General features: G+C 46.5%; 13 protein-coding genes and 1 riboswitch. Of the genes, 7 read left to right on the top strand and 6 right to left on the bottom strand.

The window, feature by feature from the left end; translation table 11 throughout:
- Positions 1–30 precede the first annotated feature (30 nt).
- The 3 genes from CPIN_RS19810 to CPIN_RS19800 form a co-directional block, all read right to left on the bottom strand.
- A complete protein-coding gene (locus CPIN_RS19810; protein ID WP_044219221.1) occupies positions 31–1350 on the bottom strand; it encodes an amidohydrolase family protein in 1320 nt (439 codons plus the stop codon).
- Positions 1351–1397: 47 nt separating this feature from the next.
- A complete protein-coding gene (locus tag CPIN_RS19805) occupies positions 1398–2570 on the bottom strand; it encodes a trans-sulfuration enzyme family protein (protein WP_012791620.1) in 1173 nt (390 codons plus the stop codon).
- Between the two features lie 164 nt (positions 2571–2734).
- A riboswitch (SAM riboswitch) is annotated at positions 2735–2845 on the bottom strand.
- 58 nt (positions 2846–2903) lie between these two features.
- Positions 2904–3863 (bottom strand): NAD-dependent epimerase/dehydratase family protein, encoded by a 960-nt coding sequence (locus CPIN_RS19800; protein ID WP_012791619.1) that lies wholly within the window; start codon positions 3861–3863, stop codon positions 2904–2906.
- 98 nt (positions 3864–3961) lie between these two features.
- Here CPIN_RS19800 and CPIN_RS19795 point away from each other — a divergent pair, with 98 nt between their 5' ends.
- From CPIN_RS19795 to CPIN_RS19780, 4 genes are all read left to right on the top strand, one after another.
- Complete coding sequence (locus CPIN_RS19795; RefSeq protein ID WP_012791618.1) at positions 3962–4564, top strand: TetR/AcrR family transcriptional regulator; 603 nt, start codon at positions 3962–3964, stop codon at positions 4562–4564.
- 168 nt (positions 4565–4732) lie between these two features.
- The gene (locus CPIN_RS19790; RefSeq protein WP_044222029.1) at positions 4733–6085 is read left to right on the top strand and encodes a TolC family protein; all 1353 of its coding nucleotides are present in this window, start codon (positions 4733–4735) and stop codon (positions 6083–6085) included.
- A 25-nt stretch (positions 6086–6110) separates the two neighbouring features.
- Positions 6111–7181, top strand: coding sequence for an efflux RND transporter periplasmic adaptor subunit (locus CPIN_RS19785; protein WP_012791616.1), 1071 nt, complete (start codon positions 6111–6113; stop codon positions 7179–7181).
- 40 nt (positions 7182–7221) lie between these two features.
- The gene (locus tag CPIN_RS19780) at positions 7222–10266 is read left to right on the top strand and encodes an efflux RND transporter permease subunit (protein WP_012791615.1); all 3045 of its coding nucleotides are present in this window, start codon (positions 7222–7224) and stop codon (positions 10264–10266) included.
- A gap of 318 nt (positions 10267–10584) precedes the next feature.
- On the opposite strand, the gene CPIN_RS19775 is transcribed toward CPIN_RS19780, so the two are convergent.
- The gene (locus CPIN_RS19775; RefSeq protein WP_012791614.1) at positions 10585–11373 is read right to left on the bottom strand and encodes an SGNH/GDSL hydrolase family protein; all 789 of its coding nucleotides are present in this window, start codon (positions 11371–11373) and stop codon (positions 10585–10587) included.
- 836 nt (positions 11374–12209) lie between these two features.
- Between CPIN_RS19775 and CPIN_RS19765 the strand changes: the two genes are divergently transcribed.
- The gene (locus CPIN_RS19765) at positions 12210–12872 is read left to right on the top strand and encodes a response regulator transcription factor (protein ID WP_012791613.1); all 663 of its coding nucleotides are present in this window, start codon (positions 12210–12212) and stop codon (positions 12870–12872) included.
- A gap of 43 nt (positions 12873–12915) precedes the next feature.
- Positions 12916–14529 (top strand): Na+/H+ antiporter, encoded by a 1614-nt coding sequence (locus tag CPIN_RS19760; RefSeq protein ID WP_012791612.1) that lies wholly within the window; start codon positions 12916–12918, stop codon positions 14527–14529.
- A gap of 5 nt (positions 14530–14534) precedes the next feature.
- Here the strand turns inward: CPIN_RS19760 and CPIN_RS36835 are convergent, their stop codons facing one another.
- Both CPIN_RS36835 and CPIN_RS19750 read right to left on the bottom strand, forming a co-directional pair.
- Positions 14535–15695 (bottom strand): FecR family protein, encoded by a 1161-nt coding sequence (locus CPIN_RS36835; protein ID WP_012791611.1) that lies wholly within the window; start codon positions 15693–15695, stop codon positions 14535–14537.
- Between the two features lie 393 nt (positions 15696–16088).
- Positions 16089–18374, bottom strand: a complete 2286-nt coding sequence (locus CPIN_RS19750) for a GH92 family glycosyl hydrolase (protein ID WP_012791610.1) — start codon at positions 18372–18374, stop codon at positions 16089–16091.
- Positions 18375–18861: 487 nt separating this feature from the next.
- Between CPIN_RS19750 and CPIN_RS36830 the strand changes: the two genes are divergently transcribed.
- Positions 18862–21942 carry an OmpA family protein gene (locus CPIN_RS36830; protein WP_012791609.1) on the top strand — a complete coding sequence of 1027 codons (3081 nt, stop codon included), beginning with the start codon at positions 18862–18864 and terminating at the stop codon, positions 21940–21942.
- Position 21943 lies beyond the last annotated feature (1 nt).

Below are 21943 nucleotides of genomic sequence, written 5' to 3'. Positions count from 1 at the left end.
CCCAGGCGTGTTGGCGACGCCTTATTTTGATTATTGTATCTGTTTTCCGTTTTTCCAGATGGAACTGATATTTGTGGTGGCCCTGATATCAAGTTGTGGATCGGCATCAAGTACCATAAAGTCTGCTTTTTTGCCTGGTTGCAGGGTACCGGTTTCTGCATCGATACCCAATAAAGCGGCGCCCCCGTGAGTGGCATAACTGATCACCTTTAAAACAGGAATACCTGATTCAGCCATCAGCTGCAGCTCACGGTGTTCAGAGAATCCCTGCGCCCTTACCGGCTGTGCACCGGAATCTGTCCCCATAGCGATTTTCACGCCTGCGCTATCCATTTTCTGAAAGTTCCTTTTAGCAATGGCAAACGCCTGTATCTTACGGGCTTTGTCCTTGTCCTCATTTTGCTTTTTACGATAGTCGTCGCTGTTCAGCATATCCCATACGCCTGGCTCCAGCGAGCGCATAAAAAACGGATCTGTAAACCATCCGGGGCTAATGAGGCCATAGGACAGGCCGAAATCTTCTATACAAAGCGTGGGGATATAATAGACATTCTTCTGCTTCATCGCCTTGATCAGCGCATCGTCGACTTCCTGATCACGGATACTGTGCGCTAATACATCAACACCGGCATCTACCAGCTGATGTGCATCTTCCAGGTAATAAACGTGAGCGGCTACTTTGATATTGTGGGTATGTGCCTCTGCAATGATGGCACGGTATATTTCAGGCAGGAGCTTCGGACTGCCATCCACCCAGATCTTTACAAAATCAGGCTTCAGGGTTGCCAGATGACGCATTTCCTCCAGCGCCTGATCTGCATTTACGGGACGCAATATGCTGGGTCCAAATGCCACCGGCGGCGTGCCCCGGGGAGCGCCGAATCCAAAACCAGCTGTATAAAAGGAAGCCCCGCTCATCATGCCTGCACGGGAAGCGTCACGCATGAAAAAGCCGGTAGGCTGATCCGTACCCAGACTCAATACAGTACCCACACCATAACTCAGGTATTGGTTCAGCTGACGGGTTACATTATCGGGCGTAAAGTTTTGAGCGGAGATGTCGGTGCCTTTCAGCAGACCAAGATGACTGTGCGCATCTACCATCAGCGGCATGATCGTTTTACCGCTGCCGTTGATCTCTTCCGCGCCTTTTGTGGGATAATTGGTGCCGGCAGGTAATATGGCCGCGATAGTATCGTCTTTTATCAGCAGACTGACATGGGAACGGGCGGCTCCCCCGCTCCCGTCAATCAAGGTAACATCTTTAATTATTACGGCAGTGTTGTCCTGTGCATTAATATGGAAACATACAGCGGAAAGGCAAACACCTAGAAACATCGGTTTTAACATAGTTAACAATTTGCAGTTTGAGCATTCCAGAACTGCAAACTACGAAACTATAAACTTAAAACAGACCCGGTCGCCTGCTGAATTTTATGAAAGGCAAGATCAAGGTCTGAAAGGAGATCGGCCGGCTCCTCCAGTCCGACGGACAAACGGATCAGACTATCCGCTACCCCGGCGGCTCTACGGGTCTCATCAGGGATAGATTTATGGGTCATACCCGCAGGATGACATAACAAACTTTTAATACCTCCAAGGCTCTCCGCCAGCTTGAAATACTGTGTGCTGGTCACAAATGCCAGTGCCGCTGCCTGGGTATCATCTTTCAGGGTAAACGAAACAATACCGCCAAAGCCCTTGGATTGGCGCTTCGCAATTTCATGTCCGGGATGTGTTTTCAGACCCGGATAGAATACCTTATCTACCAGCGGATGCGCCGCCAGATACTCTGCAATAACCTGCGCATTACTGCAATGCTGTCTTACACGCAGATGCAGTGTCTCTATCCCACGAATCAACAGAAAACTGTCAAAAGGAGAAAGGATCGCGCCACAGGCATTCTGATAAAACTTAATCTCCGCGCCCAGTTCAGGTGTCCTTGTTACAACTACACCGGCAATCAGATCACTGTGTCCGCCAAGGTATTTGGTTGCACTATGAATAACAATGTCTGCACCCAGATTCAAGGGCTGTTGTAATACCGGTGAAGCAAAGGTATTGTCCACGCAGAACAGGCATTTATTTGCAGCTGCAATCTTCGCGATAGCAGCGATGTCAGATATCTTTAAAGTCGGATTGGTCGGGGTTTCCAGCCATATCAGTTTTGTCTTTGGCGTGATCGCATTGAATACCGCCTGCACATCAGAAGTATCTACATAAGTCACCTTAATGCCGAACTTCTGATACACCTTATTGAATAACCGGAATGCGCCTCCATAAATGTCATCCACGGCCACAATTTCATCTCCGTATTGCAACAGTTTCAGAATGGCGTCAATAGCCGCCAGACCGCTTGAAAACGCAATCCCGGTAGCGCCGTCTTCCAGCTGAGCTACAATCTTTTCAAGGGTTTCACGGGTTGGATTGTTCGTACGGGCATAATCATAACCTTTGTTGACGCCGGGTGCCTCCTGCACAAAGGTGGATGTCTGGTAAATAGGTACTGCGATAGCGCCGGTCTGAGGATCTACGGGAATGGAATGGATCAGTTGTGTGATTGTGCTCATCTCTTGTGTTTTTGAGTTTGATGAAAATTGTTGATTAAACAGGTCCTCGGCAGGAACTTATCAGAGATGACAGATAGAAAACAGGAAGGTCTTAAAATAAAAAAACTCACCTGGTAGCCAGGTGAGTTGAATATATTTTGATTAAAATATCGATCAAACCTACTGACTTATCTTTCCCGCTATGCGGGCTGGATGTAGCACCTTTCCGGTTTGGTGGTTCCGGATGGTTGCTAAGGCTTCACAGGGCCATTTCCCTCTGCCTTTCTTGATAAGAATCTTAAAGAACTGATGCAAAGATATAGATGGATATCTTATATCTCCAAATTTATTTTTCTAAGCTTTGGTCTTTTTTACAATTGCCGCTATACCATCTTCGTAAGAAGTAGGCGTGAAATTAAAATGCTTTTCAAACTTCGTACTATCGAAAATGTAAGGATGTGTTGTCTGATACATCATCTCATGCAACTCCGCAATCGTAGTATTGAAAAAGCCTGCCAGCTTGATCATAAAGGTACCCAGCTTCATATACTTCGGCTTCGTATGTAATGCTGCTGCAACCATTTCCACATATTCCTTCCCGTTAGGTGCAGGGTTCTTCGTCGGCAGATGCCATACCTGGTTATACGTCGAAGGATCTGACGCCAGCAGATACAACGCCTTACCTGCATCAGGTGTATACGTGTAACTATGTGTTACATGATCATTCCCCAGCCAGTTCGCTGTCTGACCTTTCGCCAGCTTATCTATCACCATCATATTGAGAATACCGGTAGTATCTGCACCCGGTCCATAGAAATCTGCCGCCCTGGCAATCGTTGCCGTCAGCCTTCCTTCTTTTACCCTATCCATGATCTTCCCCGCAATCAATGCCCTCACCTCCCCTTTTTTACTACGCGGATTGAAAGGCGTGTCCTCCGTCATCTTTCCATCTACCAATCCATACATATATACATTGTCAAAAAAGATCAGTGGAATGCCCCCCTCACTACACGCATGGATCACATTCTGGATGATCTTCGGCCAGGCCTCCTGCCATAGTTTATGGTTATAGGTAAGACCCACCACTAAAAAAACGACAGAAGAACCACTGATAGCTCTCCGGGTCTGTAACGGATCTGTTATATCAGCCGCCATCACACTTGCTCCGTCTACCGCCTGTACCTTTCGGCTCACCAGGCGTACCTGCTTCCCATTTTCTAACAATACGGATGTTAACTCCTTCGCGATAATTCCACCGGCTCCTAAAATTGTATAAATCCCTGATTCTGATACGTTTGATGCTGTGCTGCTCATAAAGGCGTCTTTGTTTTATAAGATAGTGACGTAAAACTATTGAAAATATTTTATTTTCTAAACAGTGTTTAGTAAGTTTGCATCGTAAAGATATTAACATGGGTATTAGTGATCGTAAGGAAAGGGAAAAGCAGGAGATGCGTAAACTGATCATCGGCACCGCGATGGACATGTTCATCCATGATGGATATGAAAAGACCTCTATCAGGAACATAGCTGAAAAGATAGAATATAGCCCTGCCACCATTTACCTCTATTATAAAGACAAGGACGAACTGTTGTACGAAGTACAGGGAGAAGCCTTTGGAGAATTATACAAAGCCTTCGAAAAAGAAGCCACCTCCACCGATCCGTTGGAAAAGCTGGAACAATTGCTCCACTCCTACGTAAAATTCGGCTTTGAACATCCGGACCTCTATGACCTGATGTTTATACTCCGCTCACCCATGAAAGCAGTCAGCGAAGACTGGCCCAATTGTGATGAGTCATTTGACTTCCTCTTAAAGACAGTAACACCTTGTATGCATCAGCTACGCTTCACCGATCCCGGCGTGGCATCACTGTCCATCTGGGCATTAGGACACGGACTCATTTCCCTCTTCGTCAGACAACGCATCAAAGTAATGCAACTGACTGAAGAAGAACAACGGGCATTGATCACCAGTACCGTAGACGAATACCTCCGACTCATCAGGAAATAAGACGATAGCGTCATTTTTTTTGACGCTATCCGCTTTTCATACAATATTCCCGCGTCTCAATCGTCATACTACCTGACGCGTCGAAATCATTCACATTTTCAACTGACACCCGTGGTGTCTTTTTTTATCCTTTATTACTAAACAGTGTTCATTATGTCAACTGCCATCATGAAAAGAAAAACGTTCATAATACTAATGGCTATTATGTGGACGTCCGCGCAGCAAGGATCTGCGCAGAGCAAGGTGCTGGATGACTATATTCAGAGCGCTTTTGCACAGAATCAGGGGCTGAAACAGCAGCATTTCCAGCTGGATAAATCACTTTACGCATTACAGGAGGCCAAAAGCCTGTTCTACCCACAGGTAGGACTCACCGGCAACTATACAAAAGCAGGCGGCGGCCGTACCATTGATATTCCGATTGGCGACCTGCTCAACCCGGCTTATAGCGCCCTGAACCAGCTAACCAACTCCTCCAAATTCCCACAGCTGGAAAATCAGTCCATACTACTCAACCCGGACAACTTTTATGACGTACACCTTCGCACGACCCTCCCGCTGGTCAATACCGAAATATGGTACGCACAAAAGATCCGCCGCGAAAATATCAGTCTCCAGCAGGCAGGTGTAAACGTCTATAAACGCCGGCTCGTCAGAGACATTAAAACAGCTTACTATCAATACTACCAGGCCGGGAAAGCAGTGGACATCTACAATACCGCACGCTCACAGGTGCAGGAGAATATCCGGGTGAACACCAGCTTCCTGACCAATGGTGTAACCAATAGCACCGCCCTTACCCGCGCCAAAGCAGAATTGCAGCGTATTGAAGCCTCCATCACAGAAGCAGAAAACAAAAAACGGAACGCCGGAGCCTACTTTAACTTCCTGCTGAACAGAGACCTGAAATCAGGCATCATACTCGACAGTACCATCTTCCTGTCGCAGGAAATCTCCTCCGCACCCACCGGTACCTCCAATGTCAGGGAAGAATTACAACAACTCTCCCGGCAACAAAAAATAGCAGACCTTACCTATCGCCAGTCAAAGTCTTATCTCGTACCGAAACTCAGCACCTTCCTGGATCTCGGTTCACAGGACTTCAACTTCAAAGTAAACAGTCAGTCCAGGTATTACATGTGGGGCGTAAACCTGCAATGGGACCTCTTTGCTGCCGGACAACGCAAATACAAAGCACAACAGGCAGCGATCGATGTAAGCAACATCCAGGCGGCTTACAATGAAGCCAGTCTCTCCTTCCAGCTGGAACAACAGACGGCAGAAAACAATTACCACACCGCTGTAGCCAATTTTAACAGCGCACACGAACAATTACAACTCTCCGAAAAATATTACAATGACCAGTCCAAGGTCTATAAAGCAGGACAGCTGCTCTATATAGAATTGCTGGATGCCCAGAACCAGCTGACCAACGCGCGTCTGCAACTTTCCGTGGCCTTCGCAGCAGTACAAACAGCGCTCGCAGATATCGAACGCGCACAAGCTTCCTATAAACTTTAAAACATCCTCCTTAAAAATATTCAACATGAAAAATATGCTCACCTTCTCACTGCTGGCCTCTTTTTCCTGCCTGGTAATATCCTGCGGAGCGCCCAGTGCTGCTGAAAATAAAAACGATAATAAATCCGCCGATATCCCGGTAAAACTGCTGCCGCTCAATGGCCAGCTGAATGCACATCCCGCCATCTCCGTATCCGGACAGTTTACCACAGATGACGAAGTACTGCTCTCTTTCAAAACCGGCGGTATCATCCAACGCATCCTGGTAAAAGAAGGCGACGCCGTAAAACAAGGCCAGGTACTCGCTGTCCTGAATCCGGTAGAGATCAACGCACAGGTGCAACAGGCACAACTGGGCTTCGAAAAAGCACAACGTGACTACAAACGTGTAGATAATTTATACAAGGATAGTGTAGCCACACTGGAACAGCTACAAAACGCCAAAACCGCGCTGGATATAGCCGGTGAACAGGTTAAAACAGCACAGTTCAATCGTACGCACTCACAGATCACCGCTACCGCCAGCGGTTACGTACTCCGTAAACTCGCCAGCGAAGGACAACTCGTACAACCAGGTACTCCCGTACTGGAAACCAACGGCGCACAATCCGGCAACTGGCTCCTGCGTGTAAACGTAAGCAACAAAGAATGGGCAGCCATCAGTATGCAGGACAGAGCCAATGTAGAAGTAGAAGCTGTTCCCGGCAAAACCTTTCAGGGCAGCGTATCCCGTAAATCTGAAGGTATACAGCCACAGAGCGGTTCCTTTACTGCAGATATCAAACTGACGGGAGAAAAACCTTCCGCAATCGCATTCGGCATGTTCGGTAAAGCAGTCATCACTCCTGTAACCGTAACCGCCACCTCCGCCAATGGTCCATGGGCCATTCCTTATGACGCCTTACTGGAAGGCGACGGTAACAAAGGATTTGTCTTCATCACAAACGATAATAAAACCGTGCATAGAGTACCCGTAACCATCTCGGGCATGGAAGCAGATAAAGTAATTATCAGCGATGGCCTTCAGCAAGCAGCTGCACTCATCATTTCCGGTAGCGCTTACCTCACCGAAGGCAGCTCCATCAACGTTAAATAATGCAGCTCCCGAACACGCACTCCTTTAAACTCACCGAATCATGAAAATTTCTTCATACGCGGTAAAGAACTACCAGTTTACACTGGTCATCTTTATCATGATTATTGTATTAGGTCTGACGACCATCCTATCCATGCCCCGCTCAGAGGATCCGGAGGTAAAATCTCCCATATTCAGCGTAGTGGTGGTATACCCTGGTACCAGTCCGAAAGACATGGAAGACCTGGTGGTAGACCCGCTGGAAAAAGAACTCTCCTCCCAGGAAAACATCAAACGTGTACGTACCAATATCGGCGACGGTCTGGCCGTTATCCGCGTAGAATATAAATACAACAGTAACGTAGACGATAAATACCAGGAAGTACTGCGCGTCGTAAATGGTAAACGCGGTGAACTACCCGATAATATCAATATCGACGTACAACGTTTACAACCCAGTGATGTAAACATCATGCAGATCGCCCTCGTATCGGAAACTGCTCCCAAAGACAAAATCCAGTACTACGCCGAAAAACTGCAGGACGACCTGGAGAATATAAAAGCGCTGAAGAACGTAGAGATCCACGGTATTCCCAACAGACAGGTAAAAATAGAACTGAACCTGGAAAAGATCGCCCAACTCGGATTGCCGGTTAATAAAGTGATCTCCAGCATCCAGAATGAAATGGCCAACATCCCCGGCGGTAGCGTAGACGCCGGCAACCGTAGCTATAACATCAAAAGCAGTGGCAGTTATCAGCAACTGGAAGAAATCAAAAACACCGTTGTATTCAACAGCAAGGGAAAGAACATCTTCCTGAGAGACGTTTCCAATATCTATTACGGCTTCGCCGATGAACAATACGAAACAAGATTGAACGGCCGCCGTTGTGCCTTCGTAGTAGCTGCACAGAAAGAAGGCGAAAATATCACGCAGACGAAGAAATTATACGCACCCGTACTGACCGCTTTCAAGAAAACCCTTCCTTCCAATATCGATATGATACAGCATTTCGATCAGGCAGATGCGGTAAACAGACGTCTCGGCGGACTCGGAAAAGACTTCATCATTGCAATCCTCCTGGTAGCGATTACATTGCTCCCACTGGGTTTCCGTCCTGCATTGATTGTGATGATCTCTATTCCCCTGTCCCTCGCTATCGGTGTGGTATTACTGAACGTATTCGGGTATAACCTGAATCAGTTGAGTATCGTCGGACTGGTAGTAGCCCTCGGTTTGCTTGTGGATGATAGTATCGTAGTCGTGGAAAACATCGAACGCTGGATACTCGAAGGGCATACAAAAATGGAAGCTACCTTAAAAGCTACCAAACAGATCGGACAGGCCGTAGTCGGTTGTACAGCCGCACTCATGATTGCCTTTATGCCACTGGTATTCCTCCCGGAAGGCGCTGGTGACTTTATACGTGGTTTACCCATGGCCGTTATCCTGAGCGTATTTGCCTCTATGCTCGTATCACTCACCATCATTCCGTTCCTGTCCAGCAAATTGCTGTCAGAACACACCGGTCACCCGGATGGTAACATCTTCATGCGTACGCTGAAGAAACTCATCCACGGCAGTTACTCCCGCTTACTGGATAAAGCTCTGAACAGACCCGTGATCACTATTGTCGTGACCGTACTGATCTTTGGCGCATCCATGTTTATCTTCCAGATTGTAGGTTTCAGCCTCTTCCCGGCTTCAGAAAAACCACAGTTCCTGATCAACATCACCACACCGCCGCAATCCAGTCTCGAATACACAAAAAGTATCGCCAGACAGGTAGAACAGGAACTGAAGAATGAAAAAGCGATTCAATACTTCGCCTCTAACGTAGGTAAAGGTAACCCACGTGTTTACTATAACGTCATACAGGAACACGAACGTACCGACTACGCACAGATCTTCGTACAGCTGGACGAACACACCGCACCTGATAAAAAGCTGAAACTGATCGACAGACTGCGTAAACGCTGGACGCCATATCCCGGTGCAAAAGTAGAAGTGATCAACTTCGAACAGGGACCACCGGCGCCGGCACCTGTAGAAGTACGTTTGTTCGGAGACAACCTGGATACCCTCCGCAGTCTGGCCGCCCAGGTAGAGATCATGCTGCAGAAAGTGCCAGGCGCTATCTATGTAAACAATCCGGTAAAACTGCTGAAAACAGATATACGTGTAGATATCGATAAAGAGAAAGCGCAATTACTGGGCATTCCAAGTGTGAATATTGACCGTACGGTACGTCTGGCAGTTGCAGGACTTAACCTCGGTCATTATGCCGACAAGAACGATAATGATTACGACGTCCTGCTGACACGTAATAAAGATGGCCGCCCGACCATGGAAGTCTTCAACAACCTCTATGTAAACAACCAGGATGACAAACCTTATCCGTTGTCACAGGTAGCAGGTCTGAAAATGGAGGCGTCCCCCCTGCATATCAATCATCAGGAAAAAAGACGCGTGGTATCTGTGACCGCTTCTTTACAGGAAGGTTTCCTGGCAGACCGTGTTATCAGTAGCACCATCGAAAAGATGAACTCCATCCACCTGCCAGCTGGTTACAGCTATGAAATGGGTGGCGAGGTAGAAGCCCGTCAGGATTCATTCGGCGGTTTCCTCAGCATCATTATAGTGACCATTTTCCTCTTCGTAGCGGTACTGGTACTGGAGTTTAAAACTTTCAAAAGTACCCTGATCGTATTATCTGTTATTCCGCTGGGTGTAGTAGGCGCGGCCGTTGCTTTATGGGTAACCGGCAATTCCCTGTCATTCGTAGCAATTATTGGTATGATTGCCCTTGCGGGAATTGAGGTAAAGAATACAATCCTCCTGGTAGACTTTACAAACCAGTTGAGAGAAGAAGGTAAATCGCTGGAAGACGCAATCAGAGAAGCGGGTGAGATCCGCTTCCTCCCGATTGTGCTCACATCCCTGACCGCCATCGGTGGTCTGATGCCGATAGCAGTCTCCACCAATCCATTGATAGCTCCTTTGGCCATTGTATTGATCGGAGGACTGATCAGTTCTACCCTCCTGTCGAGGATTGTGACACCGGTGGTATACAAACTTATGCCACCTAAAACAGCTAACCAATAAGCCTAGATTAAGAATTAAGAATTAAGAATTAGGAGTTAAGAGGTAAGAGTTAAGAGCAAAGAACCGATAACTGGTAATAGGAGTCAGAAATTATGAACCATTAGTTAGGAATTAAATACAATAGACAAGAACAGTGTTGCAATTAACAATGACAGCTGGACTACATACCAGCCAAAACGAAAAAGGCGTCCGCTATCAGCGAGACGCCTTTCGTTTATAAGTTGGAATCAATCAATAAAATATGTCAGCAAACTGTCTCCCTTTCCCATCATCACAAATCTTCGCTGCATTCAATTCTTAATTCTTAATTCCTAATTCCTAATTTTTCTTCACCATCTCCACCCAGGCGGCCGCCATCAGGCCCGCTCCGGGAATAGCCGGATGTACGCCATCCCCTGTCCAGTAGGAACCCGGCGCATGTTGCTGCGCTTTATCGAAGATCGTCTGGTAAGGCAGAAACACAGCTCCAAACTGGTTAGCGATCTCTTTCGCGGCAACACGATATTCATTAAACGTAGGGAACCATTTATCATCAACCGCTTTCACACCATTTACGGCAAACGGCTCACCAATGATCAGCTGTACTTCCGGCAGTGCCTGTTTGGTACGATCCAGCAGTTTGATGAAGTCTTCGCGGTACGTCTTTACGGTACCGCTATAGTTACCGGTCAGCGTATGCCAGTAATCGTTTACACCGATAAGAATGCTGAGAACGTCCGGCTTCAGTTGCAGACAATCAGCGTCCCATCTTTCTGCCAGCTGGTACACCTTATTACCGCTGATACCCTTGTTATAAATTTTCAGGTTTTTATCAGGGAATTCAGTCAGCAGAGTCGCTGCCGCCAGATAGGCATAGCCATTACCCAGTGCACCCTGGTCATTAGGATCCATTTTATCGCGTTTACGTCCTGCATCTGTAATGGAGTCTCCCTGGAAGAGGATAACGGCGTCTTTTTTCAATGTCAGTTTTTTGGCACGGGCCGGGCTTTCACTTTCGTTGGAATTGACAGCTGCTGACACGATCTGAGGAAGGCTCAGGGCAGCCAGGCTACCCAGTGAAACGTTCCGGATAAAACTCCTCCGGTTGGAATTCTGTTGTTGTTCCATGGAATTATGATAGTTAAGTATGGATTTAGTGGCTGGTTATACCACGCTAATGGCGAAACCTGTAGGGATTAAAGCTAATAAATATTAATAATAAAAATAAATATGCCGCTCAGGAATGAGCGGCAATTTAGTTATCTATCCTATGAAAACCTGTGTTTAAAAAATCTTCGCATTCGTCTGGTATACATTCTCATAATCAGCATACGCAGGTTGCGAAACCATTTGTGGCTTTATTATGGATATGGATATGGCAGAATTATAATTAGGTGAGATATCTCGATTAATCATATAAAATTTAGCGCACATTGATATTAAATTCTACTTCAAACTCTCCTCATGCTAAATGATTTATGTAATTCTTACGTAAAGATGTACAATTGTTGCGGTCGATTTCGTAAATTTCGGCACCTGATATAGAAAATGAGTAAGGACACACATGTTTCTAGGTGAAAACACTTATTTTCAGAAAGTGCAGCGGACCAGGCTATTAAGGCCCCAATATTTAACGCATATTTACGTGCAGCCCGCTGTTTCCGGCTGTTAATGCCCACCATTCCTTGAAAAACCATGTTTAAAACGTTACCCTGTCTGGCCGGTATTACATTGCTACGGGCTCGACGGGAAGTGAATTGTTCACCGATCATTAAAACGACTTGTTTGATCATAAAAACTTTATAGGGACCTATAACTATGTGGATAGATTTTTTTGCCCCTGCCAATTTTAGCAGCAGTTATGCGTTAAATGGAAAAACTACGTGCGAATATTCGGCAAACTGTAATCATAAGGGACACACGACTAACGGGGACGAACAAACTGCCTCAAATTAAGATAGCCAATGAAAGAGTCAAATTATAGAATACTGGTTATTGAAGAAGATGCTGCTTTAATAAGAAAGATTCAACAGTTATTAACCCTGCATCACTATGACGTACATACGTCCAGCACTGCTGAAGAAGGTATTTACATCTGCCGCCAGTACCAGCCCGACATTGTTGTGTGTGGCGTAAAACTGCGTGGTAGCAGCGGATTTCACTTCCTGATGGAACTACGGAATGATACCTCCCTGCAACATATTCCTTTTATCTTTATCAGCGGTAAAGAAGGAAAAGAAGATATGCGCATGGGCATGAACCTGGGCGCGGACGACTTCCTGTCCAGACCATTCAAAAGCAAAGAATTGCTGATGAGTATCAAGTCAAGGCTTACACGCTTTACCATTTTTAATGTACAGCAAAGGGATAAACACACTACCATTATTTCTGTGCCCGCTATACCACAGGAAGCCCATCACAAACTCAGCAAAACAGAATTCAGGGTCATGCAGATGATCGCTGAAGGCATGAGCACAAAAGAAATCGCACAATCGCTTAACATCAGTATCAAAACCGTCGAAAATCACAGACACAACATTTCGAAAAAATTAAACCTGACAGGTCATAATTCGCTGATCAAATATGCCATAAAAAACCTCACACAGCAATACAAAATATTGTCTTAAGTTTGGCTCTGGGAAAGCGTTTCCCCTTATAAGCCAGGTATATATGATTTACGAAAATCTGTTGTTGATTTTATCGCTTTTGTTTGTCGTTTTCATGCTGATGATGCTCGGCCAGCGACTCAAAGTGTCCTATCCGATTTTTTTAGTGCTCGGAGGGTTGGTGATCGGATTCCTTCCAGGAGTGCCACGCATTAAAATGGAACCCGAATTAGTGTTCCTTTTATTCCTGCCGCCGCTTCTATTTGAAGCGGCCTGGTATACGTCATGGCACAACTTCTGGAAATGGAAACGGCCTATTTCGCTGCTGGCATTCGGACTGGTACTGTTCACTTCGTGTATCGTTGCCTATGTATCCAACGCCATGATACCTGGCTTTACACTGGGCCTGGGTTTCCTCCTGGGTGGAATTATTTCTCCTCCGGATGCGGTCGCAGCCACTGCCGTCCTGAAGAATATCAAACTGCCTAAACGGGCATTATATATACTGGAAGGAGAAAGTCTGGTAAACGATGCATCGAGCCTGATCGTATTCCGGTTCGCTTTACTCTCTATCGTGTCCGGTACCTTTTCCATACACCAGGCAGCCACAGATTTCTTCCTGGTAACGATCATGGGTATCCTCACCGGACTGGCCATCGGACATGTATTTTACGCTATTCTCCGCTGGTTTCCGACCACGCCAAGCATATCAACGGCCATGACCTTTATGGCGCCTTATTTTATGTATATCGGCGCAGAAGCCTTCCATTTCTCCGGTGTAATGGCCGTGGTAAGCGGCGGATTATTCCTCTCCTTCCGCTCTCATGAGATATTTAACTACAACACCCGTATGCAGGCAGTCAGCGTCTGGAAAACGGTCGCGTTTGTGTTAAATGGAATTGTTTTCATCCTGATCGGACTGGAATTGCCGGAAATTGTGGAAGGACTCGGAGACTATTCCCTCGGTGAGGCGATCCACTATGGGGTGATCATTAGTGTATTGGCCATCTTGATTCGTATCCTCTGGATGTATCCCGCTACCTACATCCCCCGTATGCTTTTCAAATCTATCCGTACGAAGGAAAACCACCCCGGCTGGAGAGCGCCTTTAGTCATCGCACTGGCCGGTATGCGGGGCGTAGTTTCGCTGGCTTCTGCCCTGTCCATTCCCCTGGCACTGGACAATGGCACTAACTTTCCCCATCGTAACCTGATCCTGTTCATCACCTTCGTGGTCATCTTCGTCACACTGGTCATCCAGGGGCTGTTCCTGCCGCTGATCACCCGCTTACTGAAGGTGAAGGAGATTGACAATATAGTGCCGGAAGTAGAGCAAGAAACAGGCATCAGACTGCAACTCATGAAAGTCGCCCACAAGCAGCTACAAGACGCTTATCAGAAAGATATCGAAGAAAATGAGCTGATAGCTAACCTGCAACAGCAGTTACAAAGCGGCATTTCGCTCTCTGCTACCAAACTGGCGTCACTGGAATGTGATGATACCGAACTACAGGAAATAGAACGTTTCCATGGGGTTAAAAAACACCTGATTGCCTTACAGCGAAAGGAATTATTCAGGTTAAAAAAAGAGCACCTCTATGATGATGAGGTGCTCCGTAAACAAGAGGCATTATTAGATCTTGAAGAAGCGGAAATAAACGGCAGAAGCAATCACTAAAGCCCTTATTTCAGGTGTAATACACCATTCGCATCATAAGTATGATGGATGTCGCCGATCAGTTCCAGGGTTTCCAGGAAATAATCGAGACGTTGCAGTTTCTCTAATCCACCGGTAAATTTCTTACTGGCCAGTTCCTTATTGTCAAATACTACCTGGACGCCATACCAACGTTCAATGACGCTGGCAATTTCTGACAGGGAAGTATTATGAAATACATACACGCCTTTCATCCAGGCCAGCACTTCACTGTCGTCAAAATCAGTCACTTTATAGCCCTTTTCGCTGCTATAAACGGCTTCCTGACCAGGCTTCAGCTGTACTTCTTTGCCTTCAGCCCTGCTGATTACGGCACCGCTGACCAGTGAAGTACGGGTCAGACCATCACTATAGGCATTGACATTGAAACTGGTACCCAGTACCTGAATATCCGTATTCTCTGTATGTACGACAAATGGTTTAGCATCATTTTTAGTAACCTGGAAATACGCTTCCCCATCCAGGTAGACCTCACGTTTGTCTCCTGTAAAATTGAATGGAAAACGTAAACGGGAAGTAGCATTCAGCCATACCTCCGTGCCATCTGAAAGCACCAGTTTATAGTCCATTTTAGGCGGAACTGTCAGCGTATTATAGCCACTACCCATACCCGTACCGCTGGTATACTGTAATTTCTTGGCCCCGGCACTCAGCTGCACATCTCCGGCCTTGATATCCTGTCCTGCCTGATTATAAGGTAGGGCAATAGTCTCTCCTCCGGCCAGCTGCAACTGCAAACCGCCCTTGGGCGCAGCGGGCTTAGTGACAGGCGCCGGACCAGCCGCCTCAAATGGCTGCTGGCGAGTATTCTTCCATATCAGACTGATACCCGTCATGGCGACGGTTACAACAGCCGCCGCAAACAGCCACTTTCTGATACTGCGTATATTCGTGTTCTTTACGGATAATTCTTCCCTGACAGCACTCCAGGCATTCGATACATCGATCTGCTGCCAGAATTTTTCCTCACCGGGCAGCGAGAAACTATGCTTCAGGGCCCTCCACATTAATTCGACGTCTTCGTGGCCGCTGATTAATGCTGTTACATACTGATCGTCTGATTCATTGATTGTACCGTTGCGCTTTTGCAATAACAACTGGTATATGTGTTCATGATTTTCACTCATCTTTCTTACTGTTCAATGATTGGTAGATGGCTCCGCACGTGGAATATACAAACTACAGGTCTTGCAATCTATTGCATGAAGCTACGCACATCTGTTCATTTAAACTGTTAATTACCGGTTAATGCATTTGCTAACAAATTGTTATGGCATATAATAGAAAAATAAAAGTAAACGATTGATTAAGAAAGAGATCGGTTATTCCTACCGCCGTTAATTCAACACCCTGATCCTGATCCCCAATTTTCCGATAAAGCCCCGGCACAAATGTTCCCGCTCCGCGGCCCTGCAAATCTCCGCTGCATTCCAATTCTTAATTCTTAATTCTTAATTCCTAATTTCCCAAAAAAAGCCGGCTGTAAATCACAGCCGGCTTCGTATCATATCAATGTATGATTAGTATTTTGAATCGGGACGGTTAGCCACCGCTTTACCGAAATCATAATTAGGCTTGTTACCCATGGTGATCTTCAGGTTACCTCCTTTCTGGATATCCGCGTGACGGATATAGCTGTTTTTGTATGGCTTGCCATTCAGCGTAATCTGCTGGATGTAAATGTTCTCAGCGCTGTTGTTGACGGTTTCAACGTTGAAAGTTTTACCACCTTGTACTTTCAGACTGGCTTTTTCAAACAGCGGACTACCAAACACATAAATCCCTTTTGCAGGATTTACAGGATAGAAGCCTAGAGAAGACAGTACATACCAGGAAGACATCGCGCCTACGTCCTCGTTACCAGCCAGCCCTTCCGGAGTGGTAGTATAGAAGTCTCTCATCACCTGTCTTACCTTCTCGGATGTTTTCCACTGGTTACCAGCATAAGCATACATGTAAGTTACGTGATGGCTTGGCTCATTACCATGTGCATACATACCAATCAGACCGGAAATATCATTAGATGCTTCTGCACCCATGTCGCCGCTTGCCACAAACAGACTGTCCAGTTTTTTGGTGAAAGCATCATCACCACCCATCAGGCTGATCAGACCTTCCACATCCTGTGGTACCAGCCAGGTGTACTGCCAGCCATTACCTTCAGTGAAGTCACCTTTCTCATGGATGGAATGGAACGGATCGTACGGCGTTTTGAAGCTACCGTCATCCATTCTTGGACGCACAAACTTGATAGTGCTGTCGAAGTAGTTTTTATAATAACCTGCACGTTTGGAAAAATATTCGAAATCAGCAGCGCGGCCCAGCTTTTTAGCTACAGCAGCAATACACCAGTCGTCAATCGCATATTCCATCGCTTTGGATACAGATTCGTATTCTTTATCAGCAGGAATGTATCCTTTTGCCTTGATATCCTTCATGCCCAGATCATCTCTGGTAGCAGAAGCCTTCATGGCGTCAAACGCTTCATTGATATTAAAGCCTTTGTAACCTTTCAGGTAAGCGTCAGCAATAACCGGTACCGCATGATAACCCACCATACAGTTCGTTTCGCTACCTACCAGTGGCCAGATAGGCAGTTTACCCTGCTGTTTGTAGATCGTCAGCATAGAGTTTACAAAACTGCTCACTCTCTCTGGCTGTGTCAGGGTATACAGTGGCGCACATGAGCGGTAGATATCCCACAGGGAGAAAACAGTGTAGTTGTCAAAACCCGGATTAGGATATGCTTTTTTATCAGTACCCCGGTAAGAACGGTCATGGTCATTGAACAGTGCCGGACCAATCATTGTATGATACATGGCTGTATAGAAAATGCTTCTGTTGGCAGTATCTTTTGTTTGCAGCTGGATCTTGGACAATTCCTTGTTCCATTTGCCGGTAGCTGTTTTCACCGTACCTGCAAAATCCCAGGAAGGGATCTCACTGTTGATGTTAGCCAGCGCATTCTCGCTGCTTACAGGAGAAATACCTACTTTCAGCATTGCTTCTGCAGGCGCTTTGTCAAAATTGATAACACCTTTGATGGTCTTACCTTTTCCTTCAGTACCAGAGAGTTGTTTGTCACCGTCAAATACTACAAAGTCCTTTACAGGTACATTGCTCTTAATCGCAAACCACAGGCGCTGATCTTCCGCCCATCCTTTGGAATAACGGTAACCTACCAGGGTATACTCGTCCTTCTTCTGGATGAAGGTTTCTACAGGCGCATCCCAGCCGATACCTTCTTTCAGGTCGATGATAATGTGACCTTCCTGGCCTGCCGGGAATGTATATTTATGGAAACCAACCCTTTCAGAAGCAGTCAGTTCCACTTTGATATTGTAGTCTTCCAGCTGCACCGCGTAATAACCAGGTTTAGCTGTTTCATGCGCGTGTGTATAGTGGGATCCGTAACCGCTGGTCGGATTCTCCTGTGAACCGTGGTTGGTCCTGATCTTACCGGTATAGGGCATAATCAGCACATCGCCCAGGTCGCCGATACCGGTACCACTCAGGTGCATCTGCGGGAAACCAATCACCACACTGTCAGAATAATGATAACCAGAACACCAGTCCCAACCCTTTACAATGTTGGTAGGTCCCACCTGTACTGCACCAAAAGGTACGCTCGCGCCCAGGAACACGTGACCATGTCCACCGGTACCGATGTATGGATTTACGTATTCTGATGGCTTAAACTCCTTTCCTGAAGTAAAAGTTGGTTTTTTGTCTTGTCCGTTTACCTGCATGCCGGCCAGTAGAAGTGAGGCAGCCAGCACAGGGTAATGCTTAAGTCCCAATTGCATATCTCTAAATTCCTTTAAGGGGAGCAATATACGGAGCGGAATGCATAAAAGGAACACCGGTGAAAATAGTATTGCTTCATGTTAACAATTTACCAACATATCACGACGGGCAACTTTGTGCACCGGGTATTTTTGTCAGCACTCCTGTCTTTGCGTCAGTTTTTTCAGAAATACCACTTTTGGGTGAATAGTACCCCCCTCTGACCAGATCCCTCCCTTTCATTCCATTTTCTGGAATTGATAATCAGTCGGCTACTAGGGGTTACCTCCTATTTTTCTCATATCATATAACACAAAAGTGAGGGGTATACCCCTATTTAAATAACATAATTTCCATAGATAACCATGCTACGTCTGTGTGATTCGTGTAAACAATACATTAAAATAAGAATAAATAGAAATTAAGTCATATCTTTACTTAATATAATATAAGATATAATATAATATTATATACTTATTGCCTTATTACTGTTATAACTCGTATGAGATGAAAGCAATTTTACTCATTTTACTTGTCCCCATTTTTGTTTGTTCGAGCTTCATCGCAAGAGCACAATCTGGTCTGACAGGCTTCAACTACCAGGCTCTCGCCAGAACTTCCAATCAGGGCGAACCCTTAAAACTGCAAGCTATCCAGGTCAGATTCAGTGTCCTTAGCGGAAGCCCTGACGGACCTGCAATTTATGTGGAGAAACAGACCGCTGTGACCAACTCACAGGGTTTGTTCAACCTGATTATTGGTCAGGGTACTGTAGAAACCGGCTCCTTCGCGACGATTCCCTGGAGTGCGGCTAACCAGTATCTGAAAGTCGAACTGGACAAAAATGGTAACAACGACTTTGTTCCCATCGGATCAATGCCTTTTATGGCCGTTCCGTATGCATTGTATGCTGTAAACGGCGGCACTGGCGGCGGCGGTGGTCCAACTGTCAACGTAGTATGGCTCGGTACATTGAGCTCCGCTCCTGTAGCTCCGGCAGCTGGTAATGCGTATTATAACAGTACAGACAAAAAATCTTACATCTACGATACCAACCTCCAGCCACAGATCATGTCGCAGGACGGTACCAATGGCACTGACGGCCTTCCTGGTCCTGCGCTCTCCTGGTTAGGTTCCTTCACAGCTGAACCGACTCCAAGCGGCGCTAATCAGGCATATTACAATATGACCGATAAAAAAGCCTACATCTACGACGGTTCTGCATGGCAGATCTTCGCAGAAAGTGGCGTAGATGGTACAAATGGCGTAGGTACGGGCGTAAGCTGGTTAGGTTCCCTGGCCGCAGCTCCTGCTACTCCGACGATCAACCAGGCTTATTACAATACAATAGATAAGAAATCCTACATCTACGACAGCACCAGCACCTGGCAGCTCCTTGCACAGGATGGTGCAGACGGTGTTGCAGGTGTGACCGGTAAAGATGGTATCTCCATCTCCTGGCAGGGTACACTGGCGACAGCGCCAGCTACGCCTTCCCTTAACATGGCTTACTATAACAGCGCCGATAAGAAAGCATATATATATGATAGCCTCGGTACCTGGCAGGTACTCGCACAGGATGGTACAATCGGTAAAGATGGCGCCTCTATCAGCTGGCAGGGTTCAATGGCGGCAGCGCCGGCCAGCCCTTCCCTCAACTGGGCTTATTATAACAGCACCGACAGAACAGCTTATATATATGACAGCACCGGTACATGGAAAGTACTGGCTGAAGGTGGTACAGGCTGGAATCTTTCTCACCTGGAGTTCAAAGCAGATGGCTCTATCGGACTTGCCACCACTGCTGATACAGATACGTTAAAATCCGCCAACAGGGCATGGCTGATCAGAGGTAACTCAGATAGCAACCCTGCACTCGATTTTATCGGTACTACAGACGATAATCCTTTCATCATTAAGGCAGGTGGTACAGGTCCGCAGTTTGAAAAAATGCGCATCTTCCCTGATAAACCACAGATCATTGTAAATGGTACAGACGATGCGGGTACCTCTCTCGGTAAAGGTGTATTCACTGTATTCTCCGGAGACCACTCTACCGGCATTGTAAATGACGAACCTATCTATACAAACGCGATCATCGGTTACGCCAATAGCGGTACCGGCGCCGGTGTAGCGGGTTACAACGCCAGTAACGGTTACGGAGTAAAAGGTTTCACACAGGTAGGTTCGGGTATATATGGTTCCGGTACCACACGTTTCAATGAAGGGGTAAGGGGCTATAACTCTTCTACCAGTGGTGGTTTGGGTGTGATCGGTATGACCAACTCCCCTTATAAAGCCACTAATACCTTCCGTTCCGGCGGTGTGTTAGGTATGTCTACACACGGTACTGGTGTGGGTGTAGTAGGTGCGGGTAACAATGTTGACTACCAGACTATTACCAACACCCCTGAAATTGGCGGCGGTGTGATGGGAATTGGTACACGCGTTGGTACAATCGGTTTTGGTAGCACTGCTGCCTCTGGTGTAGGTGTAATGGGTGTCGGTAATAACCAGGTAACCGTAATTCCAGCGCACGGTGGTGCTGGTGTAGTAGGTGTTGCCGGTGGTACAGGCGCCAGCCAATATGCGGGGGTAGGTGTGATTGGTTTTGCAAAAGGTCTCGCTACAGATGTTGAACGTTGGGGTGGTGTATTCGAATTCGGTACCTCCGCTTCAGTTGTGCATACTTATACTTACCTCGCAGGTGCTAATTCAAGCGGCATGTACGGTATGATCTCCAACGGTACAAAATCTACAGTGGTGAAAGACCAGGCTGGCGAAAACCGCCTCCTGTTCTGTACAGAAGCTCCAGAAGTATTGTTCCAGGACTTCGGTACCGGCGAACTGCAAAACGGTGCCGCACACATCGACCTCGAAGATCTGCTCGCAAAAGTAATCCGCGTCGATGCAAAACACCCGATGAAAGTATTTATCCAGCTGGAAGGCGAATGTAATGGTGTATATGTCACCAACAAATCCGCTAAAGGCTTCGACGTAAAAGAGTTACAGGGCGGTAAAGCAAATGTGCCTTTCACCTGGCAGATCGTTGCTTCCCGTGCTGATGAAGTACTGGCTGACGGTACCGTACTGCCTTACTCCGACAGACGTTTCCCTGTAGGTCCTGGTCCTTTACCAATGACCGACTTGACTCCATCTGCTGATTCAGCTGCTGCTGCCACTCCGGCAAAACCAGCTATGAAAACAGTAGAACTGAAAAAGAACGAAAAAGAAGTAGTAAATAAAGCATTCTCCAATCTTCAGTTTGCAAGTGCAAAAGCTGAAATCGCAGTTTCTTCCCTGCCTTCCCTCGACAAAATGGCTGCTTTACTGCAGGCACATCGTGAATGGCAGCTGCTGCTGAGCGGCCACACGGACAACGAAGGCACGGAAACATTTAACCAGACTTTATCAGAAAAAAGAAGTGAAGCAGTAAGACAATACCTCGTTACCAAAGGTGTTGATGCTGAAAGAATTACCACCAAAGGCTATGGTCAGTCCAAACCACTTACTACTAACAGTAGCGAAGCTGGCAGAGGAAAGAACAGAAGAGTTGAGATGGAAATCTTCACTGCCGAAAAACCTTGAT

The organism is Chitinophaga pinensis DSM 2588 (genome assembly GCF_000024005.1).
GTDB classification, from domain to species: domain Bacteria; phylum Bacteroidota; class Bacteroidia; order Chitinophagales; family Chitinophagaceae; genus Chitinophaga; species Chitinophaga pinensis.
Note: the sequence above shows the minus strand (reverse complement) of the source record. Positions and strands in the feature narration are given on the sequence as shown.